Here is a 23,207-nt window from a genome sequence, read left to right as displayed (position 1 = left end):
TTCTGGTCCTGGCTTTCGCGCTGGTTTTAAATCTGTGGTTGGCTTCGGCGTTCGCCGGGGGCGCGGTTCACGTTTTTTTCAAAAAAGCGGTTGAAAACTCAAAAGAGTCCTCAACCGCTTCGTTCATTTCAATTAAGTTTTAGTACAATTCCATGTACTGATCACGTTCCCATTCGCTAACTTGTTGGCGATAAGAAGCCCATTCAAGTCGCTTTGCTTCCAAGAAGCTTTGGTAAATGTGTGGTCCCAAGGCTTTCTTCATGGTTGGGTCCGTTTGGAATTCCTTCAAAGCATTGTGCAAGGTTGATGGTAAGTCAACGATTCCGGCTGAATGCCGTTCGTCTTCGTCCATCACGTAAATATTGCGATCAACGCTCTTTGGTGGTTCAATCCCATTCTTAATCCCGTCTAAGCCGGCTTCTAAGACCGCTGCAAAGGCTAAATATGGGTTGGTTGACGCGTCCACGCTCCGTAATTCCAACCGGGTTGATAAACCACGGGCACTTGGAATTCGGATCATTGGTGACCGGTTCGATGCGGACCAAGCCACGTAAACGGGTGCTTCATAACCTGGAACTAACCGCTTATACGAGTTAACCGTTGGGTTCGTCACGGCCGTGTAACTCCGGGCGTGTTTCATTAACCCACCTAAGAAGTGGTAAGCGTCATCGGATAATTGTAACTCATCCTTTTCTTCAGGATCATAGAACGCGTTCCCCTTATCATGGAACAAGGACATGTTCACGTGCATCCCGGAACCATTCACACCGTTTAACGGCTTTGGCATGAAGGTTGCCCACAGGTTATACTTCCGGGCGATCGTCTTAACAACCAATTTAAACGTTTGAATATGGTCCGCAGCAGTCAAGGCATCAGCGTATTTGAAGTCAATTTCGTGTTGGCCAGGAGCGACTTCGTGGTGGCTGGCTTCAACGTTAAACCCTAACCGTTCAAGTTCTAAGGCAATATCGCGCCGGCAGTTTTCACCAAGGTCCATTGGCGACAAGTCGAAGTAGCTCCCCTTATCATTCAATTCGGTCGTTGGTTCGCCCTTATCGTTCATCTTAAATAAGAAGAACTCTGGTTCCGTCCCAACGTTAAACGAGGTATACCCCGCATCACGCATGTCATTTAAGACCCGAATCAAGTTATTCCGGGGGTCCCCTTCAAACGGCTTCTTATCAGTCGTGTAGACTTCACAGATTAGCCGTGCGATTTTACCGTGTTCCGTGTTCCACGGCATGATCAACCAAGTCGAAAGGTCTGGATACAAGTACATATCGCTTTCTTCAATCCGAACAAAGCCGTCGATGGAAGAACCATCAAACATCAACTTGTTATCTAACAACTTATCGAGTTGTGAAACGGGTACTTCCACGTTCTTGATGGTACCAAATAAATCAGTAAACATTAACCGTAAAAAGTTAACGTTTTCTTCCTTGACGATTCGCCGAATATCGTCCTTCGTGTACTGCTGTTTTGCCATGAAAATCGCTCCTTAAATTAAGTGCCTAATGGATGCAGACGCATTGGTTAGTGTTGAGGATAGTTGGGGCCCCGCTGAGACTTTAGTCCCCCAATATTCAAGAACTCATCATGTAAGATTCGGCGTACGTCCTGGTCCGTGAGCGGCCTTGCCAAGTCAGCCTCTTTTTGAGCAGCCCGTTGCTTTTGCATGGCATAAATCTGTTTAATTCCAGCCATATTGATTCCATCGGTTAAGTAGTCCTTAATTTCTAATAACCGATCAACATCGTTTAACGAAAACATTCGGCGGTTACCGGCATTCCGCTCGGGCTGAATCAGCCCTTGTTCTTCATAATAGCGAATTTGCCGAGCCGATAAATCAGTCAGCTTCATAACCGTACCAATTGGCAAGACAGCCAACGAACGACGTAATTCCTTCTCTTTCATGACGACCCTCCTCTCGAATACAGACTTAATATTAGCAATCTCAACCCCACTTGTCAATCATTCATGTAAGAAAATATCACATCATTTAATTAAGGTATACCAATTTATATTTTAATTTAACCAACCGGCTAATTGTCGGTCAATTTGCTTGCGTTGCTCCGGATGTTCCAATAGGTCAAACCAGGCAACCGTCATCTTATTACGAAACCAGGTCAATTGGCGTTTCGCGTAGTGTCGCGAGTCGCGCTTAATCAGTTCAACGGCGGTTGTTAAGTCCCGCTCACCCGCAAAGTAAGGGAAAAGTTCATGATAACCAATGCCCTTTCCGGCTGGCAGCGCGCGTCCCCCTTGATCATCGAGCCATCGGGCTTCCGTTTCTAAACCGGCGCTCATCATTTGATCGACCCGCTGGTTAATCCGGTCGTATAACCGCGCCCGTTCCGTCGTCAGGCAGATTGTGAACGCGTCCAACGCTTGGTGGGGCCGGTCGGCTTGCGCCGAAAACCGCTCACCGCTAACGTGTTGGTATTCAAGCGCACGCACGACCCGAACTAGGTTATTCGGCGCAATCGCGGCCGCGGCCTGCGGATCGCACTGCTTTAACGCCGTCCAAACGGCCGCATTGCCCTGCTCAGCGGCTACGTCAAACCAATGTTGGCGGTAGCTCCAATCCGGTTCGGTCGCACTGGTGCCAAATTGGAATCCGTCCAGTAGCGATTGGAGGTAAAAACCAGTTCCGCCAACGATGATTGGTAATTTTCCCCGGGCCGTAATGTCCGCAATCAGTTGGCTAGCCCTGGTCACAAACTCCGCAACCGTAAACCGTTCCGTAACGTCCTTAATATCAATTAAATAGTGCGGAATCCCCGCTTGCTCAGCTGGTCGAACCTTAGCCGTCCCAATATCTAGGCGGCGATACACTTGCATTGAATCACCTGAAATGATTTCGCCGTTCAACTGCTTAGCTAACGCTAATGATAAGGCCGTTTTACCAACCGCAGTTGGCCCAGCAATGATTAAAACCTTTGTCTTTGTCAATCCTTCCGTCCTTTCTGCATTCGAGCCCGCACTTGAAACGCAAGCTCCGGATAATCCGTAATTAAGCCCGCTAAGTGGTGGCGGTAGCAAAAACGCATGTCGCGGACCCTATTAACCGTCCAGGGTCGTAACTGCACCTTGGGTAAAAATAACCAGTGCCAGCGCACCCAGCGCATATCCGGGTGATAACCTAAAATAACGTGGCGCGCCAACAATCGCCTAGCGTCCTGGGCTTTTAAACTAAATAGACTATCAAATTCCGCGTCCGGTTGCAACCGGTACAACCGCTCCAGCGACCGGCCATAAAAGCTAGAGTAGACCAACTGAAACGGCACCGGATGCTGCTTAAAGTAGGTCGCAACTTGCGCTTCGATTCCCGGATAATGAATGCGGTTCGTCTTTAATTCCAAGTTAAAGATTCCGGTAAAGTGGTGGGTAATCAAACATTGCACAACCTCGTCTAACGTCGGGACCCGGGCACCCACGAACCGGGGCGCAAACCAACTGCCCGCGTCTAATGCTTTGATTTCCGCCAAAGTCAGGTCCTGAATGTTGCCAGTCCCATCCGTCGTCCGATCAACGGTTTCATCATGCATAATAATCAAGTGCCCGTCCTTCGACAGGTGAACGTCCGTTTCAATCCCATCCGCCCCAGCAGCCAGCGCCGCTTCAAACGCTAAGATGGTATTTTCCGGATGCGTGCCCTTACTACCGCGGTGCGCAATGATTTTGGTTAACATTTTTTCACCCACTTTTTTAAAATTTAATCTGAAATGATTGCTATCTTATCTCAAAACAAGCATAATGAAACTAACAATAGCTAGGAGGTTCAAACTATGAAATCATTTACACGGGGCTTCTTATTCGGAGTCGTTGCGACGGCTGGAGCCGTTATCGGTTCTGTTTTATCCTTCAAGAAGCAGGTCGTCGACCCAATTGAAGACCAAGAAAACAAGTTTGAAGAAAATCGTAAAAAAGCAATGCGCAAGAGCCGTTCCGCACACAACGGTTAATGCAAATAAAAATGGTGGCCGAACAAAACCTAATTTGTCTCAGCCGCCATTTTTTAATACTTCGCTTTTTTAGTTTTGCCTTCCCAACGCGCGTAACCCGGTTTCAGAATGTATAATTCTTTGAAACCGTTTTTCGCTAACGTAACAACGGCCCGCGTACTCAGCGCGTGGGTTTGATCATAAACGTAAACGGGCATGTCCGTTCGCAGCTCGCCCATCCGAACTTTCAAACTATTAAACGGAATGTTGCGCGCGCCTAAAATGTGGCCCGCATCAAAGTCCTTCTTTTCGCGTAAATCAACCACTTGCGCTTTCCGCATACCGGCTTGAAATTCATCCTCTTCCAACATCGTTGAAACTTGACGCCGCCGAATATAGCTATATAACGCATAAATCACATACGCTGCGATAATAATAAGTAAAACAATATTGACGTAACCCATACCGGTAATTGCACCTACAACCACGTTATCCCTCCTATTTTCTACCTTACCATTTTACACAAAACCGCTTACTTTGGCTAGGGGCTTAGGCAAATTACTGCCATTGATTCGTCGACAGATTAATTAATTGAACGCTACCCCTATTAGTAATAACGCTGCCGCCAGTAGCGGGTGTCACCGGTTAGCTGGAACACTGCGGGCATCAATTTAAGCTCACCCAGAAAACCGCTGAGCAATCTCAGCACCAACTAGCACAGACCAACAAAAAAGGACCCTCCACAAAGAAGGTCCTCCCATATTTAAATTTAATTAGATAAACCGTTGTGCTAATGAAGCCGCACCGATTACACCAGCATCGTTACCTAAAACGGCTAACTTCAAAGTCGTCGTATTCCGTACCGTTGGGAACGTAAATTGTTTGAAGTAACTGATGACTTGTTGTAATAGGAAATCCCCAGCAGCTGAAACCCCACCACCAATAACGATGTAGGTTGGGTTCATGGTGTTACCAACGTTAGCTAAAGCTAACCCTAAGTAGTAAGAAACGCGGTCTACGACCCGCTTAGCAAGGACGTCGTCTTCCTTAGCAAGGTCAAAGGTAATCTTAGAACTGATTTCTTCCCCGTTGTCCAATAATTGCTTCAACTTGGAGTCCCCAGAGAATTCTTCAGCCATGTCACGCGCAACGTGCACGACCCCAGTTGCGGAAGCGTATTGTTCCAAGCAACCCTTCTTACCACAAGTACACATGTAACCGTTGGGTTCAACCGTAACGTGGCCAATTTCACCAGCAGCGCCAGCGGCCCCGTGCAGTAAGCGGCCTTCGGAAATGATCCCGCCACCAACACCGGTTCCAAGGGTAACGAACACAACGTCATTGTCGTTTTCGCCAGCACCCTTCCAGCGTTCGCCTAAAGCGGCAACGTTCGCGTCGTTATCCAGCGTAAACTTAATCCCAGTACCGGCTTCAATTTGTTCCTTAACGGGTTGAAGCGTCTTCCAGTTTAAGTTGTACGCACCAATAACCGTTCCCTTATCACGGTCAACGGTTCCGGGAGTTCCCATCCCGATACCGACAAACTGTGACCGGTCCATCTTGTACAGGTCGATGTGGTGATTAATTGAGTCGATGATGTTTGGTACGATGTGGGCCCCTTCGTCCAAAATCGTCGTATCAATACTCCACTTTTGTTGAATGTCGCCATCTTCAGTTAAAATAGCGAACTTAGTTGTCGTCCCACCTAGGTCGACTCCGATTAACTTGCGATCCATGTTGCTAAATCCCTCCATTAATGATGCGCGTCCTTAACGCGCTCACGTTCTGCTTCTAGCCGGTGCTCATGAGTCAATACGAGTTTTACGTGTGCGTACAACTTGGCATCGATAACGCCCGCTTGGTATAAGTGGTCCACCTCAATTGCCATGAGTTCGATGTCCCAGATGCGCTTGCCCACGTAAACGTACACACCAAACTTTTTCAGTAATTGTTGAACGTCGTAAAGTGTTTTCATGTGCATATCCTCGATTTATTATACAGTTAAATTGACATTTGTAAAACCTATTTTTAACAATGCTATCCAGCTAATAATTAGCACGATGGTAGCCACCACCCGCTTAAGGGTCGCGATTTTGCCAATCCGCGGAACGCCAAGCATGTAGGCAATTAAGAAGCCACCTACTAAGCCGCCAACGTGGCCCCAAATGTCAATCCCCGTCGAAAATAGGTCAAACACGAGGTTCATGACCGTCAGCAAAAGGAAGCGGCCCGTTAATTGCCGAATAACCGGGTTCTCCCAGAAGGATTCCCCTACCATTAGAAAAGCACCAAATAACGCAAAGGCGGCGGTACTTGCGCCTACCGACTGGTTATCGGAGAGTGCAAAACTCATGATGTTTCCACTAATGCCACCGAGTAAGTAAATTGCGAGTAACCGCCAATGCCCAAACATTGCTTCAATTTGAATCCCCATAAAGTAAATGACGACCGCGTTTAAAGCAATGTGCGTCAACCCCATATGTAGAAAAATGGGGGTAACAAACCGCCACCATTGGCCGGCCACGATGGCTTGGTTATTCTTGGCACCAAGCATGTTCATCATTGCGACCATCCCGTCACCAAGTAGCCATTCAATTAAGAAAATGCCGACCGTCAGCCCAAGTAGCACTTGGGTCATCACTGGCTCCGTTTGCCACCAGCGTTTAATCCGTCCCATGCTGACCATCCTTTGCAATTAATAACCGATCAAGTAAAACATCGTAAGGCGCAACCGGCCACTGCGCCGTCGCAAAGGCCATCTCGCGAAACGCTAGCGTTAACTTGGTCCCGGGGTAGTCGGCTAAGAAGCGGTCATAGTAGCCACCGCCAAAACCGATCCGTGCAAGCTGCTCCCGGCTATAGCCCAACCCAGGTACTAAAATCAAGTCAATCGCGCGCTTATCGACGGGGGTCCCAGTCGTTGGTTCCAAAATGCCAAACTTCGTCCGTGCAAGTTCCGTCGCGTCGTTATACGGATAAAACGCCATCTGCCGGTGCGGTAACGTTTTCGGAATTACGACCTGTTTGCCATCCGCCCAAGCCTGCTTAACGAGCGGCCGCGTATCGACTTCAATTGCGCTACTAATTGTAATGGCAACCGTCTGCGCCCGTTGCCATTCCGGGCTAGCAAACAGTTGTTGTTGCAAGGATAGGTTCTGTGCGACCCGGCTTTCGGCCGGTAGTTGGCTCAGCCGTTGAATTTGTTGTTGACGAAATGCTTTTTTTTCCACGATGGCACCTCCAAATTAATGAGATAAAAAAATCTCATTCATCAACATCCCAAATTGAAAATTCAACCTGGTAACTGCTAACAAATGAGAAACCCATTGTCGAATGACAATGTTGCGAAAAAAACAACAGGTATCCCCGTTGTTATTTAGTTTCACGATGTAATGTAACTTTGTGTTCCCGTGGACAATACTTCTTAAATTCAACCCGATCCGGATTGTTCCGACGGTTCTTTGAAGATAAGTAGTTGCGTTCATGGCATTCAGTACATTCAAGTGTAATGTGTACCCGCATGTTGATGACCCTCCAAACTCATTCGCATAATTACAGGGCCGGAACCCTTAACTTGAACTACTATACCATTAATGACTAAAAAATACCAGTATCAATATCAGATACTGGCATCTAAAATGAACGGTTTTAATTATTTCCCATAATACTTCCAGAACGCTTTATAAATCTGAATGGCCGCCGTGGTATTAGCACTCCCACCGGACATGCCGGGGAAGACAATGGCCATGGCCACCTTCGGATTTTTGTACGGCGCGTAGGTCGCCAAACTTAACGTTTCGGTCGAAGTCGTCCCGTGGAACGTTTCGGCGGTCCCAGACTTAGCCGCAACCTTCGGGGAAAGGTCCGCTAAGGCGCTCCCCGTACGTTGTGTTAAGCTCCCGTGAACCACGTCCCAATAGCCTTGGTGAACTACGTCAAAGTAGGATGCTGGGACGTCGATCGTATTGAGCACGCGGCCCTTAACGTTAGTCTTAACCGCCCCCTGCTTACCGTTAGCCTTGGTTCCCGTGACCGCTCCCACGACGTGCGGTGCGATTCGCCGACCACCGTTAGCCATCGTGGCAATGTATTGAGCCACTTGAACCGTCGTATAAGAATCGTAGTTCCCGTAGGACAAGTCTAACGCTTTACCAATACTACTTTGACTGGAATCCCCTTGATACCCTGTGGCTTCACCAGGTAAGTCGATCCCGGTCTTAACCCCGAGGCCGAACTGGTTGAAGTAACCCCGCATCTTTGAGAAGACTGAATTGGACATCGTTAGCGCCTTACCAGCTGCGTAGTGGAAGTTCCCTTCCTTCATGGCCAACTGCATCATGTAAGAGTTAGAGGAAACTTCCATCGCGGTTGAGGCGTTCAGGGTTAGGTTCAAATTCCCACTCTTGTTGAACCACGAGGTCTTGGCCGCGGTTCCGGCTAACTTAATCGGCACGTCGGTTAGGGTACTGTTGGTTGGCGTAATCACACCATCTTGCAGTGCTCCCATCACGGTCGCCCCCTTGACGACCGAACCCATAACGATCGATTGGTTAATTGAACCGAGAGCGTTTTCGGTGATTTTTCCAGTTGAGGTATCACGGTCAACCCCAGCAATCGCGTAAACTGCACCCGTATTTGGATTCAAAATCACGGCGTAAGCCCCCGACATGTACGGGTTGGATCCCGCATTCGAGCTAACCGTTGACTTAATAATACTTTGAACCTTCTTTTGGAACTTGGCGTTGATCGTTAACTGAAGGTTATCCCCCTTGGAGCCACCGTACTTCTCCACTTCTTTTTGGATGACCCCGTCCTGGGTTTTAACTTCCGTCTGCGACTTCGTTCCGCGCAGCACGTCTTCGTACTGCTTTTCAAGTTGGCTTTGACCCACGGAATCATCCCGCGAATAGCCCTTTGCTAGCAACGTCTTGACGTCATCACTTGGTAGCCCCTGCTTTTCAGTTGTAACGGTCCCCAGCACACTATTAAGGTCGGTCCCGTTCGGGTAACTCCGCGTCCAACTCGTCCCGACTTTCACCCCGGGCATTTGTGACTGGTGCTCACCAATTTCAGCTAGTTCAGTATTCGTTACGCCGGTCGACTTAATGTTAACCGTTGATAAGGAGTAGGCTGAGTTCATCTTATAATAGATGGCCGCCGCATTTTTTTGTTGGTCCGTAAAATCATCAATTAAATGCTTTTCGGCGTACGCCACTTCCCGCGCGTACATCACGTCTTCGTCCGTCGACTTGGTCACTTGCTTGGAAACTTCCTTTAAGTGACTCGCACTTGCAAGGTAGTAGTCAGCCAAATTGCGATCAGTCATCGTATCGGTCGGAATCGTTAAGAATTCACTTAACTTAGTCGCCACGGCGTACATTTTAGTTGAAGCGACGTTTAACCCCTTCGTGTATTGAATCGCTTGGTGTGACTTGTTACCAACGAGCACCCGGCCGGCCGAGTCGTAAACCGATCCGCGTTGGACCTTCCCGGTGGCCGTCGTATTATTTGCGGAGTTGACCTCCGTCCGGAACTTTTGTCCGTAGCTTACTTGAAGGTAAGCTAATTGTGCAATCAACGCTGCAAATAGCAGGAAGACGATAAAGAACAAAAAGTTCAAACGAAATGGAATGTGCGATTTACTTGGATCACGCTTCGCAGTAATTTTTTTAAACAGTTTCAATTCTCTGACTCCCGTTCTTAATTAGGTAGACGACGCGCGCTGCTGATGACTTCACCGTACGTTGCGCCCCACACATTGACGTGTGGCTAACATATTTATCAATCTATAGTTTACTATAAATTAAGAATAAGCGCAGTCCCCCGGGCGTTAAATTTAAAGTCATCTTTAGAAATCTTGACTAATCACGCTAATTTGGTAAACCAACTGCCGCTAAAAAGGACGCTAACCGCAAGCCCCGCTGAGTACCGCGCACCTATTAGTCACAAGCGCCAATGCCGGGGCTTGCAGTTAAAGATTTTTTACCAACTCTTAACCCCTTGGCGATGTAACCGCCACCATTACCAAAATCCACCCCTTTTTACTTTGCTCAGCCACCAAGGCCGAATGGTTTTCGCCTGCCAGCCTGCCCAATATTATGCTATCCTATAAGGTAGACTAAGCGCCGAACCACGGGAACCGAACGTGGCTCGGCGTTAATCAGAGATTGAGGTGGCACTTTTGAAAATTCGTCGTTTTTTTGCCAAAACGTGGCCGTTGTGGCTCAGCTTCTGGCTCCCGCTACTCATTATGACCGGCTACTTTATTTACCGGCAGATGGCTCCCTTTGGCTCCAGTAGTTTGTTAACGGTTGATTTGGGCCAACAGTACGTGGACCTCTTTGCCTACTTCCGGCACACCCTGTTACACGATCCCAGCGCCTTCTTTTATTCATTTTCGAAGACGATTGGGGGCGAAATGGTCGGGGTCTGGGCTTACTACTTAATGAGTCCATTTAACCTGATTTACCTGTTTTTCCCGGGTCAATCCCTGACTACCGGTATTTTTATCGTCACCATTTTAAAATACGGGTTTGCCGGCTTAGCATTTGCCTGGCTACTCACTAAGACCCACATGCAGCGTGGGTGGCTCGTCCCAACGTTTAGTACCGCTTACGCACTGATGGGATGGATGGTTGCCAACCAGTTAAACATGATCTGGTTGGACACCGTGGCTATTTTACCAATGGTCATTCTCGGTCTGGAGCGGCTCTTAACAACTGGCAAGGTGCGCTACTTTGCCGGCTGGCTCGCCGTCATGCTCATTGATAACTACTATATGGGTTACATGGTCGTCCTCTTTAGTTGCTTGTATTGGCTCTACGGTGTGACGAAGCACTGGCAAGATTTCAAAACGTTGTGTCAGCACGCCCTCAAGTTTGCTTGGGGCGGACTGCTCGCCGCCGTGCTATCCGCTTGGCTCCTTTTACCGACCGTTTGGGCGCTCCTACAAAGTAAGGCCCAGTACAACGTAACCAAGGTGCACTGGAAATTTGAATACGCACCGTGGAAGATGCTCGCCAAGTTTGTGACCGGCACCTTCAATTTTGACCAAATGCCGTCCGGCCAGCCCAACTTTTACGTGGCCTGGTTCGCCGTATTTGCTTTTATTCTCTTTTTCTTACGCCGACGCTTCCATTGGACCGTTAAGTTAAGTGCTCTGGTTGTAACCGCAGTATTAGTCTTGTCCTTTTGCTACGAACCGCTCGATCTCTTGTGGCACGCCGGCCAATTTCCGGTCTGGTACCCGTACCGATTTTCGTTCGTCTTTAGTTTCTGGCTCGTTTGGTTGGGCGCCCAGGCGCTTAGCGAACACCTAACGATTAAACTATGGCAAGCGCTCACCATGCTGGTGCTTGCGGTTGGTTGCTTTACCACCATTTATTTAAACCTGAAACACGTCAAGTACGTGCTCGAACCCAACCTGATGATCACCATTGGGCTGGCAGCGGTTACGTTAATTTTTCTAATCTTACCAAAGCAGAATCAGGTAATTTACCGGATCGTCGCGTTACTACTCGTTTCGGTCGACATGTCGATTAACGCCGTTGCCAGCTTAAACAACTTGTCCTACGTCTCCCAGGCTGAATTTGGCAAGTACACGAGCGTGCTAGACCAAACCGTCAACCAAATTAAAGCCCACGGTGGCTCGGGCTTCTACCGAATTGGAAAGACCTTTACCCGAACTAAGGATGACCCGATGCAGGCCGCCTACAACGGGGCCGACCACTTTAGCTCGACCTTTGAATCTATCATTCCCAACTTTTTTGGGTCGATTGGTCAACCGGACGGCGATGGCGTGGTTGCTTACACCAACGGTACGTTAATTAGTGATTCGTTCTTGGATATGCAATACTTTATGGATAAAAAAGTTCCCCAAGCGCAAGCCGCTAATGCGGATTACCGCAAGTATATCCCGGTGACGAGTACGAAGCCGGACGTCCAAAATTACCAAGCCGCCAAGCAAATGAGTAACAGTCAGGTCACCACTTACAAGAACCCGTACGCCCTCGGCCTCGGTTTTGGTGCTTCGAATCAGATTACTAAGCTCAAGGTTTCTAAAACCACGGGCGACCCGATTGCCCGGCAAGAATTAATCTATCAAACCCTGGCGGATCGTAATCCGTCGGCGTTAATCACCGCGGAAAACTTTGATCAAGTTATTTTCCAAAACGTTAAGAAGGTCACGACGCTCACCGGCTCAGTCTTAAACAAGCAGGATCTCGGTAAAACCGGTTCAATTTACTTTAAATTTACACCGCAAACCAACGATTCCTACTACTTGACGCTCGGTGAAAATCTGACGACTTCTAACGCGAGCTACTATATCAACGGTAAGGAGCTGAAGCAGTACCCGACCTACCGGCACACAATTGCCGTTAACGTCGCTGCTAATAGTAAGGGTAAGACGATCACCTTTGGGATTCAAATGAAGAAAACGTCGCTCTGGCTGCAAAACTTCACGTTGTACCGTTTGAATAACGCGCAATTTAAGCAATCGGCCAAGAAGCTGCAACGCGCGCCTTGGCAACTCAGCCACCATTCCAGTCGGAAGTTGACCGGGACGATTAACATTCAGCAGTCCCACCAAGTTCTGATGACGACCATCCCGTACTCCAAGGGCTGGCACGCAACGGTCGATGGTCACGCGGTCAAAACGAAGCGCGCCATCAACACCTTTATCGCGGTCCCCCTGAGCAAGGGGCACCATACGGTCACGCTGACCTACCGCCCACCGTTCCTAGCTCTTGGTAGTGCCATTTCTGGAGTGGCGGCCCTGGGTACGATCGGCTGGTTTGGCGTTAAGCACCGCCGAAAGCGCCGCATTCGGCTTTAAGTTGTGTAAAGCTTCGGAAGCCTGCTTTGAAGGCCGTGGCGTGCTTCCGGCCTAAAATCAGAAGTCCTAACTAAAATCTCGGTAACAAGCACTGCGCTTGTTGCCGAGATTTTTAATGCTATTCACCATTTGGTTCGTAATCGTATGACGGGCCATCATTATTTTTATCATAATCAACCGTTAAGTTGTAGCCCTTAAAGAACCATTCGTCACGATCATTAACGTAGTAATTCACGCCATCCTTGACCGTTTCAACGATTGGGTTGTGCGGTTCATCATCACGCATCAGGCCAATCGAAAAACCACTGTGAACCGCGGTCTTACCATAAGTCTTACCAAAGAAACGTACGCCGTTACCAGTGGTGACCCCCATATCATCGTGGAACCACTTGCTGGCTGCATCCGTAATTGTAATTTTCATCGTTGCCACCTCAATTATTGAAATCGTTTACAGTCATTGTCCGCCACTTACTGCAAAAACGCAAGATTGCAGGATGGTGAGCAAGTCCGGCACCATTCGATTGCCGACGCGGCGCCCGCTCAACAACGTTCAACCACCATGCCCGTGTCCGGCCGGTGGCAAGGTTTGCCACCGGTTTTGAATTGGGCCTGCGGTTACCCGCCTTAAGTATGCTGCCCAGCCCGCTGCCGAAAAAAATTCACTGAATGGTTGACCGTTAGTGATTTCACAACAACACTAACCCGACAGCGTAGCGTCCGTTGAGACGCAAAACGGGACTCACCCCATGGATGAGTCCCGTTTTGCGTTTAAGGTGCTAGCGGTTTTAGGCGTTTTCAACCTTTAAAATCTTAACCTTCATTGAACCAGCTGGAATTTCAATTGAAACCTCTTCATCCACGTGGTGGCCGATTAAGCCCTTCGCAATTGGGGAGTCGTTTGAAATTTTACCTTCCATTGGATCGGCTTCCGCCGCCCCAACAATCGTGTAGCTTTCTGGTTCTTCGTCTGGCAACTCTTTAAACGTAACGATTTTACCAACTGAAACTTCCGTATCGTCGATTTGATCGCTATCAATAATTTCAGCGTATTGTAACATGTGTTCAACCGTCTTAATCCGGTTTTCCAACAAGCTTTGTTCGTTTTTTGCTGATTCGTACTCTGAGTTTTCGGATAAGTCCCCGTAACTCCGAGCAATCTTAATCCGGTTAATGATTTCAGGGCGTTGGTTGACCTTAAGATCTTCAAGTTCTTTTTCGAGCTTGACCTGCCCCTCTTCAGTCATTGGATATGTTTTATCTTCAGCCAATGGTTCCACTCCTCTAATTCTAGGTATAGTTAACAAAGACCAGCCTACCATTTCGACTTTTAATTGTAAACTCTAAAATATAAAGTTGCACTGCTAGTGACGCGTAAATTATAAAATTGACCGAACCTTGGTCGTCAGCAAGTCAATCGCGACTTCGTTTTCGCCACCCTCAGGCACAATAATGTCCGCATAGCGTTTTGTTGGTTCGACAAATTGGTGATACATCGGCTTAACGGTCGCAAGGTACTGACTAATGACGGAATCTAACGTCCGACCGCGTTCCTTAATATCGCGTTCAATCCGCCGAATAATCCGGATATCGTCATCCGTATCAACGAACACCTTGATATCCATTAAATCGCGCAAGCGCTGATCATCTAAAATCAAGACGCCTTCAACAATGATCACGTCCCGCGGGTCTTGATGAATCGTCTCATCACTCCGGGTATATTGCGTATAATCATAAACGGGTTTTTCAATTGGTTGGTAAGCCAACAATTGCTTGATTTGCTTAATCATCAGGTCCGTATCAAACGCTAACGGGTGGTCATAGTTAACGGCGTGGCGTTCGGCCATCGTCATATCCCGTTGATCATTGTAATATGAATCTTGTTGCAAAATTAATAGTGATTGCCCAGATAGTTGGTTGTAAATTGCATTACTAACCGTTGTTTTACCACTACCGGAACCACCCGTAACGCCAATGACGACCGGGCGCCGATGTTGTTTTTCAGTCATTTCTTTGCCTCACTCTTATTTTCAACAGCTTCATTATGTTTCGTTACTTTTTGAATATTCGCTGCGTGTCCATTCTCATCTTTTGCATAGTAGATCTTACCGGTCTTCAAATCCGCAACGAAGTACATGTACCCCTTCGACCGCTGTGCCGGATTCAGAACCGCTTTAATTGACGCTAAACTTGGGCTATTGAACGGTCCGGGACCGTAGCCAAGGTGTAAGCGAAGATTATACGGAGATTTCGTTTGCAGGTCCTTAGCCGTTAACGATGACTTCGTTTTGTCAATCGCGTAAAACACCGAAATATCGGAATCAAGGCGCCATTTTGCATCCAGACGGTTTAGGAAGACTCCGGCAATAATCCGCCGGTCCTTCGCGGTATTCCCTTCACGCTCAACAAGCGATGCCAGCGTCATCACCTCTTGCACCGACATTTTCGACTTCTTGATATCTGCGTAGTACGGTTTAAGTTCCGCATCCGTCTTCGCCACCATTTGCGTAACTAACTGTTTTAACGTCATCTTCTTACCAACCATGTAAGTTGCCGGGTACAGGTAACCTTCCAAGCGGTAGCGCACGTTTTTAGCACTCATGGCTGAGCCTAGCAGTTGCGGATACTTTTTCGCGAGCGATTTAACAAACGTTTGATCCTTCATTAAAGCTTTAAACTCACTCGCCGTAAAGTCGGTCTGCTTTTCAATCGTCTTCGCAATGGTTGCAATTTGACCACCTTCAACGACGAGCACCTTGCCAGTTGAGCTTTGAATGGGTTCTGAAGAACCGCCCTTATTCAAGGCCTTGGCAATTTGCGCTAAGGACATCGACGGCTTCAATTGGTAATAGCCCGCGTGAAAGTTCGATAAGTTATGCGCCTTAGTCCAATATTCGAACACAAAGCCACTCTTGATCACTTTATTAGATTGTAAAATGTTGGCAATCTTCTTACCGTTGGCACCGTACGGGATTTCAACCTGCACAACCCGCTGATCAGAACGGTTATACGGCTGCGTTGCATTATTAAAGTAGCGGTAACCAAGCACACCGACAATCAGTAATAGTGCAATCAAAATACCAATCACACCGCCAATCACATGTTTCGAAAAAGATTTACGTTGCTTTTGTTCCAACCGATTCGGTTCAACTGGCCCGTGATCTTGCTGTTGATCTTGGTTATCCTGGTCGTTATTCAAGATTCGCCCCTCCATTTATTGATTAATCCTATCAATTATACAAAACTGTTGGACGGTTTGCACTAGTAAACAACGACTTTTAGCGCAATTTTAACCCAATCCAGCAAAAAGGAGCTGGAAGCGCAAGCCCCAACTCCTTCTGATAACTACCGAATTTCGGCACCCAATTCAGTTTGCAGTGCGTTTAAAACCTTCTCAAACGCTTGGGTCACCTCATCGTCGACCAGGGTCGCATTTTGATCCTGATAAGTCAGCGTGTAGGCCAATGATTTCTTGCCGGCCGGCACGTGTTCCCCGTTATAAACGTCGAACAGTTCAATCCGTTGGAGGTGCGCACCACCCTTAGCGCGCATTAAAGCGACCACCGCCGCATTCGTTGTCTGATCATCGATCAACATCGCAACGTCACGCGTGATACTTGGGAACTTCGAAATTGGTTGATACTGTTGCCGCGCCTTTGGTAAGGCAATCAGTGCCGTTAGATCCAATTCGAAGACGTAGGTTTCACGTACTTTATAGGCCTTCGCCGTTGCCGGATGAACTTCACCAACGAACCCAACTAACTGGTCGTCAACGTAGATATCCGCCGTTCTCCCCGGATGCATTTCGGGATGGTCCGCACTCGCAACGTAGCGCACGTTGCCAGCTAACGCTAACGACTTCAAGTACCCCGCAACGATTCCCTTAATGGCGTAAAAATCAACGGGTTGTTCGGCGACTCCCCAGCTCTTAGGCACCATTGAACCGGTAATTGCCCCCGCAATGTGTTCAATTTCCTTCGGTCGAACTTGTTCCGGTTGGCTATAGAAGACCCGACCTTCCTCGTACAGCGCCACGTTATGTTCCTTCCGGGCGTTGTTGTAAGCCAAGTCGTCTAATAAGCCCGCAATTAAGCTCAACCGCAGCGTCGTGCGTTCAGAACTCATTGGGAAGTCTAACTTCGTAACGTCACTAGCGTGTAAAGCAAAGGCCTTTGCTTTGGCTTCCGTCGTTAGTGAATAACTAATCGCCTGCGTTAAGCCGGCACTTTCCATCATTTTCCGGGAGTCCCGAATCATTTGCTGGGTCTCATTTAATTTACCAATCGTTGGCTGCCCAGTTGGCAAGGTTGCTGGCAGGTTATCGTAACCATAGATCCGCGCAACTTCTTCGATTAAGTCAGCTGGTAAATGAATGTCCCAACGCCGTGATGGCACCACGACCGTGTACGTTTGATCCGCAACCGTCGTTGAAAAACCCAGCCGGTTAAAGATATCAGTGACCGTTGTCAGGTCTAGGTCGGTCCCCAAAACGTGGTTAATTTTAGCTAAACTAATTGTGACGGTCACCGGTTGAACGTCTTCGTCGCGACCAACCGCAACCCCACGTGCAACCGTTCCGTTACCTAGTTTTGCAATCATCGCGGCCGCCGCGTCTAACGCCGTTTCCGTCATGCCGTGGTCGATGCCCCGTTCATAACGCATCGACGCTTCACTATGCAAGTCATGGTTGTGGGCCGTTTTCCGAATCTTGACCGCGTCAAACACCGCACCTTCCAATGCAATATTAGTCGTTTGGTCAGTTACTTCGGTCTCTAAGCCGCCCATCGTCCCAGCTAAGCAGATTGGCGTATCCTGATTGCAAATAACCAAGTCCGTTGGTAGCAGTTCGCGGTCTTCACCATCCAAAGTCGTCAGGTGTTCACCTTCCCGGGCTAAGCGGACGTTAACCTGTCCATCGGTTAAACGGTCGTAGTCAAAGGCGTGCAATGGTTGACCGTACTGCATCAATACGTAGTTCGTTGCATCAACCACGTTATTAATGGGCCGCATGCCCGCGTTCCAAAGCCGAATTTGAAGCCATAACGGACTTGCTTGGATGTGGACCCCTTTAATTAACCGCATTTTATACTGGGGCACGTCCCGTTGGTCAGCGTCGATCCGAACTTCCAGTTGATCGTCAATGTCGTCGTTTGCGTCTTCGTGCAAGTCAACCGTTGGCATGGTTGGCGTTTGATCATAAATTGCTGCTAATTCGTGGGCGGTCCCGTTCATACTCAACATGTCGCCCCGGTTCGGGGTAATCGACATGTCGATAATTTCATCGTCCATTCCCAAGTAGCTGAAAACCGGTTCGCCGGGCTTAGCGTCTTCTGGGAGGATAAAGATACCGTCAGCAACTTCTTTAGGCACCAATTTTTCATCAAAACCCAATTCGTCTAACGCACACAGCATCCCGTTCGACTTAACGCCGCGCATCTTACTCTTCTTAATCTTGGTGTGGTTGCCAATCCACGAGTTAGGCAACGCCACGATGACGTTTTCACCCGCCGCAACGTTGGGCGCCCCACAAACGATTTGAAGGGGTTCGGCTTCACCGACGTCCACTTGGCAAACGTGGAGGTGGTCCGAGTCGGGATGGGGTTCGCAAGTTTCAACGTGCCCCACGACCACTTTTTTCTGGCCCGCGTTTGGTCGAATAACACCGTCAACTTCGACCGCGGTCCGTTCAATTTTTTCTGCTAATTCATCGGCCGGAATGTCCAGCTTTAAATAATCTTGTAACCATTGTGTTGAAATTCTCATGGGACGCCTCCTAGCCTTTCTTGTAGAACTGTGATAAGAACCGGACATCGTTTAAGTAGAAGTTACGAATATCATCAACGCCGTACTTCAACATTGCAAAGCGGTCGGGGCCTAAGCCAAAGGCAAAGCCGCCGTAAACTTCGGGATCGATGCCGGACATTTCTAAGACGTGCGGGTGCACCATTCCGGCACCCAGTACTTCGATCCAGCCGGTTTGCTTACAGATGGCACAACCCTTACCGTTACAGTTGAAGCACGTAACGTCAGCTTCAACGGATGGTTCCGTAAACGGGAAGTAGCTCGGACGCAACCGAACGTCAAACTGGTCGCCAAACAGCGTCTTGGCCACTAAGATCAACGTCCCTTTTAGATCCGCCATCGTGATGTGCTTATCCACAACTAACCCTTCAATTTGGTGGAATTGGTGGGAATGGGTCGCATCATCGGTATCGCGGCGATAAACGCGCCCAGGAGAAAGGACCTTTAACGGCCCCTTTGAAAAGTCGTGATTTTCCAATGACCGTGGTTGGTCGGCTGACGTTTGCGTCCGTAGTAAAACGTCCTTCGTAATGTAGAACGTATCCTGCATGTCGCGGGCCGGATGATCCTTAGGTAAATTCAAACGTTCAAAGTTGTAGTAATCTTCTTCAACCTCATCCCCATCAACGATTTGGTAACCCATTCCCATGAACAGGTCCTCCAATTCCGTAATGATTTGGGTAATCACGTGGGGTTGGCCCTGAACGGCTGGCCGTCCCGGTAACGTAACGTCCAGTTGTTCGGCTGCAAGTTGCTTGTTCAGCGCGGCTTGTTCTAATTCTGACCGCCGGTGGTCAATTGCTGCCTGTAACTTGTCACGGACTTCATTAGCGTACGCCCCAATCTTAGGCCGTTCTTCAGGCGCCACGTCGCGCATACCCCGGAGAACTTCCGTAATCGGGCCCTTCTTACCAAGTAGCTCTACTTTTACCTGATTGACTTTTTTCAAAACGTCAGCGGACTTAATGTCAGCTAAGCCTTGATCGCGCAATTCAGTTAACCGATCTTGTAAACTCATATGCTTCCTCCATTTTCTTCGGTACATTTAGGGACAAAAAAAGACCCCGTCCTAAAAGGGACGAGGTCATCGCGGTACCACCCTTGTTCGACTCCCCCAACCATGACTGGTTGCGGTTAATCGCACTTTTACCCGTGGTAACGGTGGGGTGAACCGGAAAATTATTTGTTATCATAAACGCCCAATTTCAGCTCGGAGAGTGAATTCATTAGGGTTGGTCGCCAGAGTGCTCACAATCGATGACACTCCTCCCTGGAGACGCCGCACCTAATTACTAGTTCTCGTCAAGGCTTTTCTATCTACGTTGTTAGTGTATGGCAAGCCATCGATTCCGTCAAGCCCCTAATGGGATTGAACGGGACTATACCACTTATCTGACCAACTGTGGACCGTTTCCATGACTTGGCGTAAATCTTGGCCCTTCGTTGTTAACCGGTATTCAATCAACGCGGAATCGGCGTGGGTTTCGCGGCTAACAATTCCGTTAGCCTCCAATTCCTTTAACCGCACGACTAAGACCCGATCACTGCACTTCGGCACGCGCCGAGCGAGATTCTTAAACCGTTGGGGCCCATCTTCCAATAAGACGTCAATAATCAGGCCATTCCACTTTTTGCCCAAAATTGAAAATGTTTTTTCAAACTTTGGACAGAGCTCAAAGCCGGCCGTTTCAGCCGTGGTTGTTGCTAACATTTCTGACATTTGCATGACCTCCAGTAATCCTACTAACCGGCGGAGACCTTGCCTCGGAACCGATCTAATTGTTTGGCCACTTTCACACGTAGCGGGCCAAAGAATTCATGTTCTGCTTCATAATCATCAACTAATGAGACTAACAAACTTTCACGATAACGCGGCAACGCTAAGGTTGCCCCGAACATGTGCTTCAAAATGATATCCTTTTCCATTGGCGTTAATTTCGTCAACTTTTCCGCGTTACGTAACGCAACCCGTGGGTGGATGAACGCGTGTGAACCCAAATCAAACTTGGTTTCGCGCCAGTCATAATAAAATAAATCATGCAATAATCCACCGCGAGCAACCGCGGTTGTATTCAGATGCCATTTCTTGGCTAAAACATAACTATCATACGACACTGCAATTGAATGATCCAGGCGATTTGAATGGTGATGCTGAGTAAACTCAGCGAGCCGTTGAACGGCCGGTTGCGCTAATAAATCCGCAACAATCGCGACATATTCAGAATCGTGCTTCCACGCATTTGTTTTCATTAAAAGCTCCCTTTGTTAATAACTACCGCTATTCTACTAAAAAGTAAGTGGATTTGAAAGTATTTTGTTCAATTCAAAGCAAATTCTTACTAAAGGTAAGTTAACGGTAAAGCCCAAACATCAGGATTCCGGCGGCTACCGCGACGTTTAACGACTCGGCCCGCCCCTTAATTGGAATGTATAAATTTCGATCGGTTCGTGTCAATAATTCGGCGTCCATCCCGTTGCCTTCGTTCCCCATAATGAGGCCAAAACATGCCGGGGCGTTAATTTCTAAGTATTGGGACGCCCGCGGATTCAGTTCCGAACCGTAGACTGGAATCCCGGCCGCCTGCATTTTAGCGACCAGCGCGTTTAAATCCGTGCTAACGAGTTGTAAATGGAACTGGCTCCCCTGCATTGAGCGCTCAACTTTCGGCTGATGCAAATCAACCGTCCCGGTCCCAAACGCAACCCCGGCAAAGCCAGCGGCATCCGCAGTCCGGACCATCGTCCCAATGTTTCCGGGATCCTGCACGTTGTCTAACAATAACCAGGGCCGACTCAAGTCGAGGTCACTGAGCGGATCGGCTTTCACGGCTGGCAACTTGGCCAACGCAAAGACCCCCTGTGGCGTCACGGTGGCACTAATATGTTTGGCAACCTCCTCAGAGATTTCAATCACCGCCGGAAACTTCGTTAAATCGGGAGCGGTTGCGAGTTGTTTTTCCGTAATGAGTAAGGTTTGAACCGAAACATGGGCCTTAACCGCTTCGTTGACCAGGTGCCAACCTTCTAGCAAATACTGGCCTTGCTGCTTACGGCCCTTCTTAGTTTGTAATTTTTTCCACGCCTTAACGTGGGCGTTTTGTAATGAATTAATTTTATCCATTTAATTTTAACTTCCTTTACCTTCGACCCCGTTCGCTCAGACCAAGGTGAACGAACCGTTTATTTCATAAGTATAGCATATCGCCTGACAAACACTTCCATGCTATTATATTAAGAGGGTTGTGGTTTGCAACCATAATGTTTAATTAGATTAAAGGAAGTGACAGTATGCGAGCAGTAACCCTGCAAGCCAGTGGTCGCGTTCAGGGCGTCGGTTTCCGCTGGGCAACCAAGGCCGCCGCGGATAAGTGCGGCGTTAACGGAATCGTTCGAAACCTAATGGACGGCTCCGTCTTCATCGAAGCGGAGGGTGAGGATCAGCGGGTCCAAGTCTTTATTGACGTTATTCGCCAATCACCAACTGATTTTGGTCGGGTCGACAACTTAATTGTGCACGACGTTGAACCGCAAAATTACCATAATTTTCGAATAACTAATTGAAATCCCCCGGTGGATTTAGTATTATCTAGCTTATATGACTTTGACAAAGGGGATTATAATAATTGAAATCTAAAAAAGGCCTGACGCTAACGGTGACGCTTGGCACCTTAGCCCTATTTTTAAGTGGCTGTGTTCAGACGACTAAGGCGGGTAAACCGTACGGCTTCGTTTACGACTACTTAGCACGTCCGGGACAAGCCGTAATGCAATGGTTATCCCAAATTTTTGGGAATAATTACGGCTGGGCAATTATCGGTTTGACCGTGATCGTTCGGTTAGTCCTACTCCCGATGATGATCAATCAGCAACGGAAGTCGACCTACCAACAAGAAAAAATGTCCGCCGTTCGGCCCCAAATGGAAGCCATTCAAAAACGGCAAAAGGCCGCAACGACTCAAGATGAAAAGGCGGCCATCAGTAACGAAATGATGCAACTATACCGTGACAACGGGATTAGTATGACCGGTGGGATTGGCTGTTTACCACTGCTAATTCAATTACCGATCTTCTCGGCCCTCTATTACGCGATTCGGTTCTCACCTGAGCTGTCTAGCGCTACCTTTATGGGGATTTCCTTAGGGCAATCGAGCTTCTTGTTAGCGGTCCTCGCCTTCTTATCTTATTTAGCGCAGGGCTACCTCTCAATGATTGGTTTGCCCGAAGAACAGAAGAAAACGATGCGGTTAATGCTGGTCGTTAGCCCGGTCATGATCCTATTCGTTTCAATGTCGGCCCCAGCTGGCTTGGGCCTGTACTTCTTCGTCGGTGGACTCTTTGCTTGTTTGCAAACGTTGATCATCAACTTCTTCCGGCCCCGGATTCGGCGTGAAGTGGCAGCAGAGCTGAAAAAGCACCCAATCAAGACGCCCAAACCCGTACAACCGCAAGCGGCAAAATCCGCTAACTCGGCTACAAAGGCGAACGCAACGAAGCAACCGCGTAACCAAGCGGCTGGTCGCGGTCGTAACGCGGGCAAGCAACAACGGCACCATCACAAGTAATGACGTGTTAATTGATAAGTTTGATTATGCGGCAGCAATGCGCATAATCAAACTTTTTTTGTAGCC

24 protein-coding genes are annotated in these 23,207 nt (G+C 48.3%); 4 read left to right on the top strand and 20 right to left on the bottom strand.

Annotation, left to right across the window (positions count from 1 at the left end; all coding sequences use genetic code 11):
• Nucleotides 1–139: 139 nt before the first annotated feature.
• The 4 genes from FFM79_RS01975 to FFM79_RS01960 all read right to left on the bottom strand — a co-directional run bounded on the left by FFM79_RS01975 (nucleotide 140) and on the right by FFM79_RS01960 (nucleotide 3,692).
• Nucleotides 140–1,486 (bottom strand): glutamine synthetase family protein, encoded by a 1,347-nt coding sequence (locus FFM79_RS01975; RefSeq protein ID WP_137641790.1) that lies wholly within the window; start codon nucleotides 1,484–1,486, stop codon nucleotides 140–142.
• 47 nt (nucleotides 1,487–1,533) lie between these two features.
• Nucleotides 1,534–1,914 carry a MerR family transcriptional regulator gene (locus FFM79_RS01970; protein ID WP_137641789.1) on the bottom strand — a complete coding sequence of 127 codons (381 nt, stop codon included), beginning with the start codon at nucleotides 1,912–1,914 and terminating at the stop codon, nucleotides 1,534–1,536.
• A 111-nt stretch (nucleotides 1,915–2,025) separates the two neighbouring features.
• A complete protein-coding gene (gene miaA / locus FFM79_RS01965; RefSeq protein WP_137641788.1) occupies nucleotides 2,026–2,952 on the bottom strand; it encodes a tRNA (adenosine(37)-N6)-dimethylallyltransferase MiaA in 927 nt (308 codons plus the stop codon).
• Nucleotides 2,949–3,692 carry a glycerophosphodiester phosphodiesterase gene (locus tag FFM79_RS01960; RefSeq protein WP_137641787.1) on the bottom strand — a complete coding sequence of 248 codons (744 nt, stop codon included), beginning with the start codon at nucleotides 3,690–3,692 and terminating at the stop codon, nucleotides 2,949–2,951. Before FFM79_RS01960 ends, miaA begins: the two co-directional genes overlap by 4 nt.
• Before the next feature lie 96 nt (nucleotides 3,693–3,788).
• Here FFM79_RS01960 and FFM79_RS01955 point away from each other — a divergent pair, with 96 nt between their 5' ends.
• Nucleotides 3,789–3,965: a DUF3042 family protein gene (locus FFM79_RS01955; protein ID WP_003640329.1), complete on the top strand. Its 177-nt coding sequence runs from the start codon at nucleotides 3,789–3,791 to the stop codon at nucleotides 3,963–3,965.
• 53 nt (nucleotides 3,966–4,018) lie between these two features.
• Here FFM79_RS01955 and FFM79_RS01950 read toward each other — a convergent pair whose 3' ends face one another.
• The 7 genes from FFM79_RS01950 to FFM79_RS01920 form a co-directional block, all read right to left on the bottom strand.
• Entirely contained in the window at nucleotides 4,019–4,432 is a 414-nt protein-coding gene (locus FFM79_RS01950; protein WP_137641786.1) for a rhodanese-like domain-containing protein, read from the bottom strand.
• A gap of 285 nt (nucleotides 4,433–4,717) precedes the next feature.
• Nucleotides 4,718–5,680, bottom strand: a complete 963-nt coding sequence (locus tag FFM79_RS01945) for an ROK family glucokinase (protein ID WP_137641785.1) — start codon at nucleotides 5,678–5,680, stop codon at nucleotides 4,718–4,720.
• Between the two features lie 17 nt (nucleotides 5,681–5,697).
• On the bottom strand, nucleotides 5,698–5,919 hold the full coding sequence (locus FFM79_RS01940) for a YqgQ family protein (protein WP_137641784.1): 222 nt from the start codon (nucleotides 5,917–5,919) through the stop codon (nucleotides 5,698–5,700).
• 18 nt (nucleotides 5,920–5,937) lie between these two features.
• Entirely contained in the window at nucleotides 5,938–6,621 is a 684-nt protein-coding gene (locus tag FFM79_RS01935) for a rhomboid family intramembrane serine protease (RefSeq protein ID WP_137641783.1), read from the bottom strand.
• Complete coding sequence (locus FFM79_RS01930) at nucleotides 6,608–7,174, bottom strand: 5-formyltetrahydrofolate cyclo-ligase (RefSeq protein WP_137641782.1); 567 nt, start codon at nucleotides 7,172–7,174, stop codon at nucleotides 6,608–6,610. Before FFM79_RS01930 ends, FFM79_RS01935 begins: the two co-directional genes overlap by 14 nt.
• Before the next feature lie 142 nt (nucleotides 7,175–7,316).
• Nucleotides 7,317–7,466 (bottom strand): 50S ribosomal protein L33, encoded by a 150-nt coding sequence (gene rpmG / locus FFM79_RS01925; RefSeq protein WP_003638573.1) that lies wholly within the window; start codon nucleotides 7,464–7,466, stop codon nucleotides 7,317–7,319.
• 130 nt (nucleotides 7,467–7,596) lie between these two features.
• A complete protein-coding gene (locus FFM79_RS01920) occupies nucleotides 7,597–9,627 on the bottom strand; it encodes a peptidoglycan D,D-transpeptidase FtsI family protein (protein ID WP_137641781.1) in 2,031 nt (676 codons plus the stop codon).
• A gap of 498 nt (nucleotides 9,628–10,125) precedes the next feature.
• Between FFM79_RS01920 and FFM79_RS01915 the strand changes: the two genes are divergently transcribed.
• The gene (locus tag FFM79_RS01915) at nucleotides 10,126–12,780 is read left to right on the top strand and encodes a YfhO family protein (protein WP_137641780.1); all 2,655 of its coding nucleotides are present in this window, start codon (nucleotides 10,126–10,128) and stop codon (nucleotides 12,778–12,780) included.
• Between the two features lie 118 nt (nucleotides 12,781–12,898).
• Here the strand turns inward: FFM79_RS01915 and FFM79_RS01910 are convergent, their stop codons facing one another.
• From FFM79_RS01910 to FFM79_RS01870, 9 genes are all read right to left on the bottom strand, one after another.
• Nucleotides 12,899–13,201, bottom strand: coding sequence for a HesB/YadR/YfhF family protein (locus tag FFM79_RS01910; RefSeq protein WP_137641779.1), 303 nt, complete (start codon nucleotides 13,199–13,201; stop codon nucleotides 12,899–12,901).
• 364 nt (nucleotides 13,202–13,565) lie between these two features.
• Nucleotides 13,566–14,048, bottom strand: coding sequence for a transcription elongation factor GreA (gene greA / locus FFM79_RS01905; RefSeq protein WP_137641778.1), 483 nt, complete (start codon nucleotides 14,046–14,048; stop codon nucleotides 13,566–13,568).
• A 108-nt stretch (nucleotides 14,049–14,156) separates the two neighbouring features.
• Entirely contained in the window at nucleotides 14,157–14,786 is a 630-nt protein-coding gene (gene udk / locus FFM79_RS01900; protein ID WP_137641777.1) for a uridine kinase, read from the bottom strand.
• Entirely contained in the window at nucleotides 14,783–15,991 is a 1,209-nt protein-coding gene (mltG, locus tag FFM79_RS01895; RefSeq protein WP_137641776.1) for an endolytic transglycosylase MltG, read from the bottom strand. The genes udk and mltG overlap by 4 nt, the downstream gene beginning before the upstream one ends.
• Before the next feature lie 131 nt (nucleotides 15,992–16,122).
• Nucleotides 16,123–18,540 carry a phenylalanine--tRNA ligase subunit beta gene (gene pheT / locus FFM79_RS01890; protein WP_137641775.1) on the bottom strand — a complete coding sequence of 806 codons (2,418 nt, stop codon included), beginning with the start codon at nucleotides 18,538–18,540 and terminating at the stop codon, nucleotides 16,123–16,125.
• Nucleotides 18,541–18,550: 10 nt separating this feature from the next.
• The gene (pheS, locus tag FFM79_RS01885; RefSeq protein WP_137641774.1) at nucleotides 18,551–19,597 is read right to left on the bottom strand and encodes a phenylalanine--tRNA ligase subunit alpha; all 1,047 of its coding nucleotides are present in this window, start codon (nucleotides 19,595–19,597) and stop codon (nucleotides 18,551–18,553) included.
• Nucleotides 19,598–19,939: 342 nt separating this feature from the next.
• Nucleotides 19,940–20,299, bottom strand: a complete 360-nt coding sequence (locus FFM79_RS01880) for a winged helix-turn-helix transcriptional regulator (protein ID WP_137641773.1) — start codon at nucleotides 20,297–20,299, stop codon at nucleotides 19,940–19,942.
• Between the two features lie 23 nt (nucleotides 20,300–20,322).
• On the bottom strand, nucleotides 20,323–20,829 hold the full coding sequence (locus FFM79_RS01875) for an HD domain-containing protein (protein ID WP_137641772.1): 507 nt from the start codon (nucleotides 20,827–20,829) through the stop codon (nucleotides 20,323–20,325).
• Between the two features lie 100 nt (nucleotides 20,830–20,929).
• Complete coding sequence (locus FFM79_RS01870; protein WP_137641771.1) at nucleotides 20,930–21,700, bottom strand: TrmH family RNA methyltransferase; 771 nt, start codon at nucleotides 21,698–21,700, stop codon at nucleotides 20,930–20,932.
• 167 nt (nucleotides 21,701–21,867) lie between these two features.
• Between FFM79_RS01870 and FFM79_RS01865 the strand changes: the two genes are divergently transcribed.
• Nucleotides 21,868–22,140, top strand: a complete 273-nt coding sequence (locus tag FFM79_RS01865) for an acylphosphatase (RefSeq protein WP_137641770.1) — start codon at nucleotides 21,868–21,870, stop codon at nucleotides 22,138–22,140.
• A gap of 62 nt (nucleotides 22,141–22,202) precedes the next feature.
• Nucleotides 22,203–23,141, top strand: coding sequence for a membrane protein insertase YidC (gene yidC / locus FFM79_RS01860; protein ID WP_137641769.1), 939 nt, complete (start codon nucleotides 22,203–22,205; stop codon nucleotides 23,139–23,141).
• Nucleotides 23,142–23,207 lie beyond the last annotated feature (66 nt).

Origin of the sequence: Lactiplantibacillus modestisalitolerans (assembly GCF_005405425.1) — a bacterium.
In the GTDB taxonomy this organism is placed as follows: Bacteria; Bacillota; Bacilli; order Lactobacillales; family Lactobacillaceae; genus Lactiplantibacillus; species Lactiplantibacillus modestisalitolerans.
This window is presented reverse-complemented; position numbering and strand designations above follow the sequence as displayed.

Bases quoted from the DNA above. Each gene is read 5' to 3' on its own strand.
- FFM79_RS01865 (WP_137641770.1), top strand. From the start codon at position 21,868: ATGCGAGCAGTAACCCTGCAAGCCAGTGGTCGCGTTCAGGGCGTCGGT.
- udk (WP_137641777.1), bottom strand. From the start codon at position 14,786: ATGACTGAAAAACAACATCGGCGCCCGGTCGTCATTGGCGTTACGGGT.
- mltG (WP_137641776.1), bottom strand. From the start codon at position 15,991: ATGGAGGGGCGAATCTTGAATAACGACCAGGATAACCAAGATCAACAG.
- FFM79_RS01870 (WP_137641771.1), bottom strand. From the start codon at position 21,700: ATGGATAAAATTAATTCATTACAAAACGCCCACGTTAAGGCGTGGAAA.
- FFM79_RS01945 (WP_137641785.1), bottom strand. From the start codon at position 5,680: ATGGATCGCAAGTTAATCGGAGTCGACCTAGGTGGGACGACAACTAAG.
- FFM79_RS01880 (WP_137641773.1), bottom strand. From the start codon at position 20,299: ATGTCAGAAATGTTAGCAACAACCACGGCTGAAACGGCCGGCTTTGAG.
- pheS (WP_137641774.1), bottom strand. From the start codon at position 19,597: ATGAGTTTACAAGATCGGTTAACTGAATTGCGCGATCAAGGCTTAGCT.
- FFM79_RS01960 (WP_137641787.1), bottom strand. From the start codon at position 3,692: ATGTTAACCAAAATCATTGCGCACCGCGGTAGTAAGGGCACGCATCCG.
- pheT (WP_137641775.1), bottom strand. From the start codon at position 18,540: ATGAGAATTTCAACACAATGGTTACAAGATTATTTAAAGCTGGACATT.
- FFM79_RS01975 (WP_137641790.1), bottom strand. From the start codon at position 1,486: ATGGCAAAACAGCAGTACACGAAGGACGATATTCGGCGAATCGTCAAG.
- FFM79_RS01935 (WP_137641783.1), bottom strand. From the start codon at position 6,621: ATGGGACGGATTAAACGCTGGTGGCAAACGGAGCCAGTGATGACCCAA.
- FFM79_RS01910 (WP_137641779.1), bottom strand. From the start codon at position 13,201: ATGAAAATTACAATTACGGATGCAGCCAGCAAGTGGTTCCACGATGAT.
- FFM79_RS01970 (WP_137641789.1), bottom strand. From the start codon at position 1,914: ATGAAAGAGAAGGAATTACGTCGTTCGTTGGCTGTCTTGCCAATTGGT.
- FFM79_RS01940 (WP_137641784.1), bottom strand. From the start codon at position 5,919: ATGAAAACACTTTACGACGTTCAACAATTACTGAAAAAGTTTGGTGTG.
- rpmG (WP_003638573.1), bottom strand. From the start codon at position 7,466: ATGCGGGTACACATTACACTTGAATGTACTGAATGCCATGAACGCAAC.
- FFM79_RS01875 (WP_137641772.1), bottom strand. From the start codon at position 20,829: ATGAAAACAAATGCGTGGAAGCACGATTCTGAATATGTCGCGATTGTT.
- FFM79_RS01955 (WP_003640329.1), top strand. From the start codon at position 3,789: ATGAAATCATTTACACGGGGCTTCTTATTCGGAGTCGTTGCGACGGCT.